Below are 12,535 nucleotides of genomic sequence, written 5' to 3' on the forward strand. Positions count from 1 at the left end.
TAGGGCTTAGCATGTTTACGGAGAAAATAAATATGTCGGATTATGGAGAATCCGGTGCAAATTTGAAAAAGAGATACCTATTTATAGGGTATTAATTCACTCAAAAAAGGAATAGGAAGAGAACAGCTATTTCTTTTTTTCGGTTTTACTTGAAATAAAAAAGAAGTATATGAAGGATTTTCTATAAAAAAATAGAATAATTACATAAACGGATATCAAAACTGTGACGGATAGGGTTAATCGGTTTAAATGGTCCATCAAAAGAAGGAGGATTTTAAGTTGATGGGTAGTAAATAAATAACGAAAGGATGATGGCGATGTATAAATGTACAAACTGCGGGGTGCTGGCATGTATAGAGGAAAGTCCTCAAAGCCTTCCGGGAAACTGTCCGATGATTAGTGAGACCCTTTTGGCGAAATCTTTCTCCGAATACGAAAAGGAAGAAAACAAAGACTTCCATTTGAAAGCCACGGAGATCGAAGCGGCAGGGTATGGACAATGGCCAAGAGTAAGGGAAATCATGGAGTTTGCCAAGTCCATGAATTACAGGAAAATAGGTATCGCTTTTTGTCTCGGGCTCCATAAGGAAGCGGGAACTTTAAACCATATATTAGAGGAGGCGGGATTTGAGACGATTTCGGTGATCTGTAAAACCGGCGGGGTGGCGAAGGAGAAAATCGGTATAAAAGATGCATTGAAAGTACGTCCCGGTACCTATGAGACAATCTGCAACCCTGTGGCCCAGGCGAAGCTGCTAAATGAGCGGCAATGTGATTTTAACATCGTGGTAGGACTTTGTGTCGGTCATGATTCCATGTTTTATAAATATTCGAAAGCAATGGTGAGCACTTTAATTACGAAGGATCGGGTCCTGGCCCATAATCCCGCTGGAGCATTATACTGCTCGGAAGGGTATTTTAAATCTAAAATTTCTGATGGAAATAAAGGGGAGTGAAGGAGTAGCCAAAAAAGGTTAAACTTTTTCAAACACAAGTTTTGATGCTTATGGTTTCGGAGTGAAAGCGATAAGAAAGTGAGGAAAAATAAATGTATATTCAATGCACACAAAAGCTTAGAGAGAAGATGGGTTTAATGGAAAGAGATCTTATCTCGGGAAAGGATTATCAACAATATCCCAGTTCCCTAAGGGCATGGCACGGGAATTTGATTGAATACAACGAAAAGCAGTCGGTGGTGCTGATCAATGATGAAACCCGTTATGGGGTTCTCTTATTTGGAATGAAGGATAAGGAGTTTAAAAAGATCGACGGGCTGATCCTTGAGGGGATTCGTGTTGCCCTGGAAATGGAAGGGGTGAGACCGGAAGTCATCGAAGAATACTTACAGGAGGAAAAAGGGATTTTCTATGGAAAAACAAAAAATCGGAGCACGGTTGCCAAACTTAATAGCACTACAAGAAATCTTCATATGTCCCATCGGGCCCTGGAAGAGGACCGGATCATTCAGCGGAACCTCTCTCGGTTGGAAAGTCGATATCCTGTTGAACACGGCGGATATCCCTATGCTTTAATGCTTCTGAATCTTCATGCCTTTGACCCTTATAGGAAAAAAAGCGTCGTTGAAACACCCCTTTATCAGTTGAAGATTCAGCTTGACCTGAAGGGCCATGAAGTTTACCGAAGGGTTGCGGTCCCGGGACTTTTTACCTTTAGACAGCTCCACAGAATCATTATGATGGTTTTTGATTGGCATGAAACTCACCTTCATTTTTTTGAAATAGAGAAAGAGAATGGGGAATCTATCCGGATTTTAATGGACGATGATCCGGAAACCTTGGAGTGTTTTAATGAAGAAGCTCATCAGATCATGATGGATAAAACAACGTTGTTGCAGGATGTTTTTCCTCGACACAACCTGGTTAAATACACTTATGATCTCGGAGATCACTGGGTACACAAAATAGAACTGGAGCAAATCACGATGGCTAATCAGCTGGAAGGTGAATACCTGGGCGGTATGGGGGACCGGCCTCCGGAGGATGTAGGCGGTGAATCGGGCTTTAAGGAATATCTTGAGGTGATCAGAGATGAAGAGCATTCGGATCATGAAAGGATGAAAATCTGGGGGGAAAGTCAGAAAGAAAAGCCCAGGGATTCCCAACGAATTAACCAAAGGATTCGATGGATCTTTTAAAATGAATGGCAGTGGTTTTAAGGATGGGGGGCTCAGACTTTACTGTTTAGAACACCTATGTTATTAGGAATAATGGTTCATTAAGAATAAGCACGAAAAGGTGGCTAAAAGGAGTGCTGGGAATCATTTAAAATACTCCTTATAAACGCAAGAGGCTTTGGTGCAAGGGAAAAAATGAAATACTGCTATAACCTAAATAATTGTCGTCGGAGAATCCTTTTTAATTCTTCGGCGATTTTTTGAGAAGGAATTTTAGAAAATTAAAGGATTTATGAACCGGTTTATCGAATTAAATAATAGGCCGGTTTATCTAATAGCTATCGGAATCTATAAACTATGAAACATCAAAGGAGGCTGTACATGCTAAGCAAAGAAAATTTTGACCGATGGTCGGAAGAGTATGATGAAAGCATTCAAAAAAGCAAAGGCTATCCCTTTGAGGGGTATTATGATGTCCTTGGATATGTACAGGGAAAAATCAAAGGGCAGGGGACGGTGAAGGTATTAGATATCGGTGTCGGTACGGGACAACTCACCCAGCAGCTTTATAAAAATGGAGCCCGTATTTTCGGGCTGGATTTTTCGGAGAAGATGATTCGGGAAGCCCGAAAGAAGATGCCCGAGGCAGTGTTTTTTCAACAGGATCTAAATGAAGGGGTCCCTACAGAAATTCGTGAAGAAAAGTTTGACTATATTGTCTCTTCCTATGTACTGCATCATTTCCATAATACCGTAAAGATGGGCATCATCGAAGAACTGCGCAATCTTCTATACCCTAAGGGAGAAATCCTGGTGGCGGATGTAGCCTTTGAAAATGAAGAAGATTTGAATCGCTGCAAACAAAAATGTGGTAATGAATGGGATGATGAGGAATTTTATATGATTGGAAAAGAGATGACCGAAGCTTTAGAAAAAAATGGACTGGAATCGGATTATCAGCAGATCTCCTCCTGTGCCGGGGTACTAAGTATTCAGAGTAATAATTAGCAAAAGTGGCCTGAGAAATTTTTGCTGAGGACTCTCTAATAGCCGGCAAGGGATGCAATTTGTTATAGAAAAGTACTTGTTATGAGAAATCACTTAAAAAGAAAAAACCGAAATGGGGAATGACAAAATGAAATACTGCAATGTATGTGAAAAGCACGTTGAACCGGTAAAAGCCGACTGGAACTGGAAATGGTTCATCCTGTTAGTCTTAACAGTGGTGGGATGGATTCCTTATGTAATTTATCATGTTTTTTTAAAGAAAAATAATCGGTGTTCCATATGTCAATCAGATGAACTGTCAAAGTTCAGTCCTGAAGAACGGGCAGAAAATAAAAAAAGAAGAGAGATGAGAAAAGCAAAGAGGGCAGCCCAAAAGGGTGAAGGTAACGTGGGTTTTGAAGAGGACCTGATGGATGTTTTTGATGATGAAACGGAAAATTTATTAAAAAAAGCCGACATAGCCTTTGAAGAGGGGGAGGGTGATCAGGCTGTAAAACTGATTGACAAAGCATTGGATATTTATGAAGAGGATGAGGATGTAACCGGATCGTTTCCCTTATATAAGAAAAAAGCCTTCTATTTATATAAGAGCGGAAGGAACGATGAAGCCTGGGAACTATACAATCACATGTATAGTAAATGTGACGAAAAGCGTATACTTCTGGCACAATTGTTCAATGAGAAAAGAAAGATGCTGGAATTTGAAGGGAAATACTTAGGCGCTCTCCGGGAGGCGATCATGGCAAAGATATACTATGATTGGTGTTATCTGGATAAGGACCGGAGCGACGAAATCGATTATGATTGGACTGAGGACGATTCTTTTAATGAGTTAGCCAGAAAAGCGGAGAAAGAACATCGGTGGGAGGAAGCCAGGCAAGTTTTGGTGGAAGCCTATGATGACCTGGAAAACCTTGACTTTCCTGAGGTGAACAAAAAGGTGCACACTCTTTTTAGGAAGTAGTCATAACCAGGGCAAGGATATACAGGGACAGGAACCCTTCGGTTTCCTGTCCCTTTTTCCGGCCTGCCCGAATGGGTCTAATAATAAATCTGTGGCTTGATGGGGAGCACTTCCTCAATATAAATTGATGCGTAGGAAAGCTCCTCTTTATCTTCTTTGTAAATACGATCCATGGTATCGGTCTTCATCGGAAACCTCCTTTCACTAAATAAACGGATGGCAGAGGAAAAGGTTACAGTGTAGTTTAAAAAATCACTTCATTAATGTAATGGCATAAGAAAAGGAGACAAGGAGAAAAAGAGAAGAAGGAAATCATAACATTTCCGGAATTTTTAATGGGAGTTTTTGAAATTTTCTTTTCAATCTCGAAATAATCCTTTATACTAATAAATAGTATATGATCGAAATTAAGTACTGTTCACTGAACTGTTGCAAGATTTGCCTAAAATCCAAAAATAAAGGGGAAACACACTTTACCTAATATTCAGGAGGCCGGAAGATGAGTAAATTATTAGAGAAGTATAAAAAGCTTCTTATAGAAGCTAAAAAACTTGAGCGGATTAATCCTAAGGAGGGGGCCCTTTTAGCAGAGGAGGTTCGAAGTTTTGCAAAAGAGCACAATCATGAAATACTGGAGTCAGAGGCCCTACTTCGGATCGGTCGATGCAGTTATTTGAAGGGAGACTTGGAAGCGGCTTCTGGTATTTTGAATGAAGGACTATTGCTGGTGGACGGTCTGGGGGCCAAGGAAGTGGAATGTGAAATGAATTTATCCATGGGCAACACCTACTACTTTATGGAGATCCATGATCAGGCGGTTTCATATTATACAAAGGCTTTGGATATTTCAAGAAAAGAAAACTTAATCCATTTGGAAGCGGGAATATTGAACAATATTGCAGCTATTTTTTATAGTCTGGAGGATATGGAGGATTCCCTTGAGTATATCAAAAGCGGGATGGGTCGCCAAAAAGAAGGTAGCGATGCTTTTCTGGAAACTTCTTTTGCTTATAATCTTGCAGAGCTTTACTATAGGAATGCTCAAATGACCGAAGCCAGGAGTCAGATTGATCGAACTATGGAGATGATCGATGGAAATAAAGATCGATTACTGTATGCGAAAGTCTTACATATTTTAGGTTTGATTGAAAACGAAGAGGGGAAAAAAGAAAGTTGCTTTACCCATCTGGAAATGGCTTTGGAAATATCCATTGAAACGAAGGAGTTTTTAATGGAAATGGAACTCCGTTTGGACTTAGCGGAGTGCCTAATCAAGGAGAAAAAAACGGACCGAAGTATAAGGATTCTCCAGGAGGCAGTGGAGAAAAATACCAAAAATGAATTTGGCACGGCGATGTTAAAGATCTATCGAAAGCTTGCAGAATACTATGATCTTAGAGGAGAGCAGGAAAGTGCCAACTATTATTATCGAAAACATCTTTTGACTTTACAGGGAATCGAAGAAGAAAAAAAGCGGGAAAGGGTTCGGGGAATCAAGCTGCACTTGAAATTAAAACAATATAAGGATGAAACCGAGTTATATAAAAATCTATCCTCAAAACTTCAAGAAAAAACCGGACTTCTTTCGGACTCCTATAAGCAGATGCAAATAGTCAGTGAGATAGGGCAAAAGATCACGGCGAAACTTGATATTGAAAGCATTTTTGAGGATTTGTACAAGGATATGAGTCGGTTGATGAAGCTTAATACCTTAGGGATTGGAATTTATGATCGCAAGACCTGTTCCATAAAGTATAGTCTGTCGATGGAGGACGGAGAAATAATGCCAGTCCACCGTATCAATTTAGAAAATCCCAGCAGCTTAGCCGCCTATTCCGTCAACCAGGATCAGGAACTGATTATCAATGACATGGAAAAGGAATATCATCAATACGTCAACAAGAGAAGCTCCAGTGTGGGGAAACCTTCAAAATCCGCAGTATTTATCCCTCTCAAGGTGAAAGAAAAACTGATTGGGGTGTTAACGGTGCAATCCAGAGAAATTAACTCCTACTCCGACAAAAGCTTGATGGCTTTAAATACCCTAGCTTCCTATATTGCAATTGCCATTAATAATGCTCAGAAGTCTCAGGATCTAAAAAAGGAAATTCAAAACAAGGAAAGGGCACAAAAAAGCTTACAGGTATTAAATAAGAAACTGAAGAAGCTTTCCAATAAGGATGGTTTAACGAAAGTAGCCAATCGAAGGTATTTGGACTATCAATTGGAAAAGGATTGGCAAAAAGCCCTTAAACATGCTCAGAAAATTTCACTGCTGCTTTTGGATATCGACTATTTTAAAGAATACAATGACTTTTACGGACACTTAAAAGGGGACGAGGTCTTAAAAAAAATTGCGGAGATTTTGACCCGGACACTGGAAGAAGAGGTTTTAGAGGATACCGTCGCTCGATACGGAGGAGATGAGTTTATGGTGGTCTTACCGGAAGCCGATCTTGAGAAAGGAAAGAAAATAGCCGATAAAGTCATGAGGGAAATGAAAAAGGAAGAAATTCAGCATGAAGAGAGTCCCTTGCTTAATCGGGTATCCCTGTCTATAGGTATTGCAACGGTAATTCCGGAGGGCAACAATCACACCTGCTTAATAAATAAGGCGGACCAGGCCCTTTATAAAGCCAAGAGAAACGGAAGAAACCGCATCGGAGCTATCGGATAGCCCAAAATACCTCAAAGAGGCCGAAGGTGCTTGAGGCATTTCATAAAAACTCTATATCAAAGAGAAAGACTTTGCACCATGGAAAGTACCAAGCCTTGAGACATATAAGTATATGGAAGACTAATGTAAACTACCCCCTCTTCGTTGATTTGAAGGCGGGGGTAATTTTTAATTAATTTCAAGTTTGTTCACTGATTTTGTATGATTTCTAGGGTTTATCAGATGAAAGTGGATCGAATAATTCCAAAGGTATCACAAAGGATAAAGAAAAAGCAATGATATTACCAGCACCCTCAATGGTTCTGCCGGTTTCAAGGTTTTTCACTCGTTGATACTTGCTTTAGGAATCACATAGAACAACACTGCTGCAATTAGAAAAATCGAAGGTAATATTGATCCAAGTCAATGCTATCAGTTATAAACCTATTGAATAAAAATAGTTAAGACTTTGGGTCTCACCTTTGCAGTAAAATTTTGAAACATCTGCCTGCGTCGACAGGTAAAGATTCGATTAAAGTTTATGAAATCGTCTTGTGGAAGGACCTCTTTTGGATTATAATGGCATTATCTTAAAATTTGGCAGAATTTTTCGAATGCAACGATGGAAATCCTGATATTAAGGATAGGATAACATGAAAGAAATATATTTAGGAGGAGAGTTCCAATGAATGATGAAAAGTTAGATTCTGGAGAAAATGCCGGCGAAACAGAAAAATTCTCTTATAAAAAGATATGGTGGATCGGCTTCGGTTTTCTCGGGGTCCAGCTGGCATTCACCAGCTACAACGCCTTTCTTCCTCTAATGTACCGTGAATTTTTTGCATCCCGGGCGGTGGTGGGTCTTTTGATGGGCACGGACAACCTGATCGGATTGCTTTTGATTCCCATTATCGGGGCCTGGTCGGATCAGATGGACGCTCCCTGGGGACGGAGGCTACCTTTTATTGTTGTGGCCATACCCATTGCAGCCCTTACTCACTTTGCTATACCTCTGGTTTCATCGGTATTATTTCTATTAATTATTACAGAAATTCTCTTCACCGCCGCCATGCATTCCTACCGGGGTCCGATAATTTCCTTGATGCCGGACCATACTCCTCCGGAGAAACGCTCCACAGCCAACGGAATCATCAATTTGATGGGGGGGATCGGAACTCTGGTCAGCTTTGGGATCTTATCCTTACTCTATGACGTGGACCCAAGACTGACCTTTGGTATCGGTGGTGTGGTTCTTTTACTAAGTTTAGGAGTTGTATGGCGAAAAGTGGATCGCCATCCTCCTTATGTGGACAATGCTCCGAGGTCTTCCACTAACCCGATTAAGGACGCAGCAAGAGGAATTCGAAATCTGTTAAAGCCGGGCTTTATCGGTCAGTTTCTAATTCTTCTCGCGATGCTGACGTACTTTATCGGTTATGCGGGTCTCAATGCCATGTTTCCCATCTACGGGGTGGAAACGCTGGGTCTTACGGAAGGTCGGGCAAATTTTATTCTGACTTCCTTTGCCGGATCTTTTTTAGTATTTGCAATTTTTGCTGGATTTATCGGTTCGAAAATCGGAAAAATCCCGACCATGTTATGGGGGCTTCTCCTTGTCCCTGTATTATTTCTTGCCGCCATTCCTGTCAGAGCGCCCATAGTGATTGCGGGAATCTTTGTTTTAGGAGGACTGGGCTGGGCTCTGGTCAATGTTCAAGCGATGCCCCTGATTGCGGACCTGGGGGGCAGAGACCGGGTAGGCTTTTATATCGGTCTTTACTATATGTTTACCATGATCGGACAGATGACGGGGCCTTTTATGCTGGGCCTTGCCATGGATCTCATAGGCAATGAAGGGATGTTCATCGGTGGGGCAGCATTTTACTTTATCGCCTATATATTGATGAAAATCGGGGCGAAAAAACTCAGTGCCAGTCCGGTGGAAATCGCCCGTCAAACCCAAACGGAACCTTAAAACGAACACAAGCAATCAAAATCATAAGAAATTAAAGGAGCGGATTGTATTGTATGATGTTGCTATTATCGGAGGGGGAGTTGTAGGGGCATCCATCGCCCGGGAACTCTCAAAATACCATGGAAAGATTGTTTTAATAGAAAAAGAAAGGGACGTTTCCTTAGGTGCAACAAAAGCCAACAGCGGCATTGTACACGGTGTATATGCAACAGAATACGGTACACTCAAAGGAAGGCTTGCAGCGAAAGGCAGCCCTATGTTTCAACAACTGAATAAGGAGCTTAATTTCGGTTATCGGAAAACAGGTTCTTTAGTGGTGGGCTTTAATGAAGCCGACCACAGAAAGATTCAAAAACTTTACTATAATGGAAAGAAGTATGGAGAGAATGATCAGGACCTCCAGTTAATCGGTGCTGAGACCATAAATAAGCTTGAACCTCATATCAACGGAGATGTGAAAATGGCTCTTCACAGTAAAAATGTGGGAGTGGCGTCACCCTACGAGATGACCATCGCCCTTATGGAAAATGCCCTGGCCAATGGTGTGAAGGTGTTCTTCGGTCAGGAAATAAATAAAATTTATCGACGGGAGAATGACTTTAAAATTCAAGGGGAAAATCAGACCTTTGAGGCGAAGTATATAGTCAATGCTGCAGGGCTTTATAGTGACCGTGTGGCAAGGATGGCGGGAATCGAGGACTACGAAATTATTCCCAGAAGAGGCCAGTACATTCTCTTCGGGAAGGATCAGGGTCACCTGGTAAACCGAGTGATATTTCAGGTTCCCAATGAAAAAGGCAAGGGAATTCTTGTGACTACCACCTTTCACGGGAATTTTATGATTGGACCAAATGCAGAAGAGGTCAATGATCGGGCTGATGTATCCACCACAAAGGAAAGTCTGAAGTACATCATCCAAAATGCAAGAAGGTCCATCTCGGATTTTAAGTTGAATCGGGCGATTACCACCTATTCTGGAATCCGGGCATCGGTGAAGGAAAAGGATTTCATCATAGAAGGGGACCGGGTAAAGGGAATGATCAATCTTATAGGGATCGATTCCCCCGGCCTGACGGCAGCCCCGGCAATTGGAGAAATGGTAAGGGAAATGCTGAAGGAACGGGGGCTTATCTTAAATAAAAAGACTGAGTTCCAGCCTTATCGAGCACCTCTGTTCCATAAAAAAGAGGAGGACTTTGAAGGGTCTACAGATCATCAGGAACCGGAGAAAAAAGTCATTTGTCGATGCGAAACCGTGACAGAGGAGGAGATTACCGAGAGTTTTCGCCGGGGACTTCCCGTGGAATCCATCCAGGCAGTGAAGTTTCGAACCCGGGCAGGTATGGGTCAATGCCAGGGAGCCTATTGTCGGTCAAGGGTGAAGGAAATCATCCGACGGGAACAGGGGGGTTACAAAGAAAACATTCCCATGACCAGTCATCGGGAGGAGCCGAAAGTTCATAAAGTGGATATTAAAAAGATCAGAAAAATGGATGTGTAGCAAATAGTCCAAAATAAACATATATCTAAAGAGGACGCAGGTATTTAGAACATTGAAGTTACTAAGATTACCCCGGAGAGAGACCCTAATGATTTTCGTTTTATTAGTTAATGGAAGTTTTGGTGTTTAAACAAATCGGGTATGATAAAACATTGAGGAGGTCGGCAGAAAAATGAAATGCACATTTTGCAATCTAGAAAAGGACCGCATTATCTTAGAAAACGAATTAGCCTTCGGAGTTATGGATAAATACCCCATCAATGAAGGGCATATGCTTTTTATTCCCAAAAGACACTTTAAAATATTCTTTGATGCCACGGAGGAGGAAGTTACCGCTCTTTATCAACTGCTTCATGAAGGCAAAAAATACTTGGACAAGAAATTTCATCCCGACGGGTATAATTTAGGGGTGAATATCGGTGAGGATGCAGGGCAATCCATTATGCATCTTCATGTACATCTGATTCCTCGATACAAAGGGGATGTTGAGGATCCTACGGGAGGAGTCCGGTGTTTAAAAGGAGAGCTGGCACCCTATAAGGGGTAGCGGAGAAATGAATCTGTAAGGGAGGTTTGAAAGTATAATTAATGAGAGGATGATGCACCTTATGAAAATCTATATATCGGCGGATATTGAAGGGATTTGGGGCGTGGTATCGAAAAAACAGCTAGGGGGAGAAAGTTCCGATTATCAAAGGACGCGAAAGCTGATGACGGAGGAAGTGAATCTCCTTTGTACATATTTATGGGAAAACGGGGCAAGGGAAATCCTGGTGAATGATTCCCATGGACCGATGGATAATATTTTGATAGAGGATCTGGATCCTAAAGTGGGGCTGATCAGCGGTTACCCAAAAGCCCATAGCATGATGGAGGGCCTGGATGACAGTTTTGACGGAGCAATCTTAATCGGTTATCACCCCAAAGCGGGAACGAAGAAAGGGATTTTTGACCACACCTACTCGGGACGGGTGGTAGCCACGATTAAAATAGATCATCAGGAAATGGGAGAAGTAGGTCTGAACGCCAGACTGGCAGGTCACTACGGGGTGCCGGTGATTTTGGTTTCTGGTGACGAAAGGGTTTGTCAAGATGTGAAAGAGGAAATCGGAGAAATCGAAACCGTAGCGGTGAAAACCGCGTTGTCCCGTTACTGTGCAAAAAACCTGCCTTATGAAACCGTAAAGGAAAACTACAAAATCTCGGTGAAAAAGGCCATGGCATCCATCGGGTTTATCAAACCCTTGCCCGTGGCAACGGGGCCGGTAATAGAGATCGAATTCCAGCAAAGTGTAATGGCGGAGCTGGTGGAAAATATCCCCGGAATAATTAAAATCGATGAACGAACCGTCAATTATCAAGCAAGGGATGTTTCGGATATGTATCGGGTGATGAGATGCGCAATAACTTTGGCGTCCACCGTACTTTAGTGAAATAGAAATACATTGAAATAAAAATAAAATAGCCGGATATGGCTACAAAAAAAGAGGTTAAGAACCAAAGAACAGGAGGCAACGATGACAGAAGAGCTGAGCTGGTTGAAAGACACATACATCACCCATCGAGGATATCATTCCCCCGAGAAAGCCCCGGAAAACTCTATGGCGGCTTTTACTCGAGCGGTGGAAGAGGGTTTTGGTATTGAGCTGGATATCCATTTAACAAAAGATCAACAAGTGGTGGTGTTTCATGATGATGATTTAGAGCGAATGACGGGATATACTAAAAAAATAACTGATTGCACTTGGGGTGAAATCCGATCCCTTACTCTGTTGAACACCCAAGAAAAAATTCCTTTGCTAAAGGAGGTGCTTTACTTAATTGACGGCAGGGTTCCGTTGTTGATTGAAATTAAAAATCGGGGAAAGGTGGGAAAGCTCGAGGAAAAAACCGATGAATTACTAAGGGGATATAAGGGGGAATTTGCTATACAGTCTTTTAATCCCTATTCTGTCGGTTGGTTTAAAGAGCACTCACCGGAGATCATTCGGGGCCAGTTATCCGGTGTTTTTAAAGAGGAAAATTTACCAATGTATAAGAAATTCCTATTGAAAAATTTATTGATGAATCATGTCAGCAAACCCCATTTTATTAATTACGACATCGATTATTTATCGAAGATTCCTGTTAGAATACACCGCAAAAAAGGAAGCATCCTTCTGGGATATACCGCAAAAGATCCTCAAGCCTATCAACAGGCTTTGGAAAAGACCATCAATGTGGTGTTTGAAGGGTTCAATCCGAAAGAACTGACAAAAGATGACAGCGGGACGGAGTAACTGTCATCTTTATCTACT

At 41.6% G+C, this 12,535-nt stretch carries 10 protein-coding genes; all 10 read left to right on the top strand.

Annotated features, from left to right (window positions below):
* The first annotated feature begins 317 nt into the window (after window positions 1-317).
* The 10 genes from ISALK_RS01270 to ISALK_RS01315 all read left to right on the top strand — a co-directional run bounded on the left by ISALK_RS01270 (window position 318) and on the right by ISALK_RS01315 (window position 12,517).
* Entirely contained in the window at window positions 318-956 is a 639-nt protein-coding gene (locus ISALK_RS01270; RefSeq protein WP_160718420.1) for a DUF1847 domain-containing protein, read from the top strand.
* 92 nt (window positions 957-1,048) lie between these two features.
* Window positions 1,049-2,155, top strand: a complete 1,107-nt coding sequence (locus ISALK_RS01275; RefSeq protein ID WP_371723339.1) for a plasmid pRiA4b ORF-3 family protein — start codon at window positions 1,049-1,051, stop codon at window positions 2,153-2,155.
* 360 nt (window positions 2,156-2,515) lie between these two features.
* The gene (locus tag ISALK_RS01280; protein WP_160718422.1) at window positions 2,516-3,142 is read left to right on the top strand and encodes a class I SAM-dependent methyltransferase; all 627 of its coding nucleotides are present in this window, start codon (window positions 2,516-2,518) and stop codon (window positions 3,140-3,142) included.
* A 127-nt stretch (window positions 3,143-3,269) separates the two neighbouring features.
* The gene (locus ISALK_RS01285) at window positions 3,270-4,106 is read left to right on the top strand and encodes a tetratricopeptide repeat protein (RefSeq protein WP_160718423.1); all 837 of its coding nucleotides are present in this window, start codon (window positions 3,270-3,272) and stop codon (window positions 4,104-4,106) included.
* A 499-nt stretch (window positions 4,107-4,605) separates the two neighbouring features.
* A complete protein-coding gene (locus ISALK_RS01290; RefSeq protein ID WP_160718424.1) occupies window positions 4,606-6,783 on the top strand; it encodes a diguanylate cyclase domain-containing protein in 2,178 nt (725 codons plus the stop codon).
* A gap of 664 nt (window positions 6,784-7,447) precedes the next feature.
* The gene (locus ISALK_RS01295; protein ID WP_160718425.1) at window positions 7,448-8,737 is read left to right on the top strand and encodes an MFS transporter; all 1,290 of its coding nucleotides are present in this window, start codon (window positions 7,448-7,450) and stop codon (window positions 8,735-8,737) included.
* 49 nt (window positions 8,738-8,786) lie between these two features.
* A complete protein-coding gene (locus ISALK_RS01300; RefSeq protein WP_160718426.1) occupies window positions 8,787-10,238 on the top strand; it encodes an NAD(P)/FAD-dependent oxidoreductase in 1,452 nt (483 codons plus the stop codon).
* Window positions 10,239-10,410: 172 nt separating this feature from the next.
* Window positions 10,411-10,785 carry an HIT family protein gene (locus ISALK_RS01305; RefSeq protein ID WP_160718427.1) on the top strand — a complete coding sequence of 125 codons (375 nt, stop codon included), beginning with the start codon at window positions 10,411-10,413 and terminating at the stop codon, window positions 10,783-10,785.
* Window positions 10,786-10,846: 61 nt separating this feature from the next.
* Window positions 10,847-11,668 carry a M55 family metallopeptidase gene (locus tag ISALK_RS01310; RefSeq protein WP_160718428.1) on the top strand — a complete coding sequence of 274 codons (822 nt, stop codon included), beginning with the start codon at window positions 10,847-10,849 and terminating at the stop codon, window positions 11,666-11,668.
* A gap of 87 nt (window positions 11,669-11,755) precedes the next feature.
* Window positions 11,756-12,517 (top strand): glycerophosphodiester phosphodiesterase family protein, encoded by a 762-nt coding sequence (locus tag ISALK_RS01315; RefSeq protein ID WP_160718429.1) that lies wholly within the window; start codon window positions 11,756-11,758, stop codon window positions 12,515-12,517.
* Window positions 12,518-12,535 lie beyond the last annotated feature (18 nt).

This window comes from Isachenkonia alkalipeptolytica (assembly GCF_009910325.1).
In the GTDB taxonomy this organism is placed as follows: Bacteria; Bacillota; Clostridia; order Peptostreptococcales; family T1SED10-28; genus Isachenkonia; species Isachenkonia alkalipeptolytica.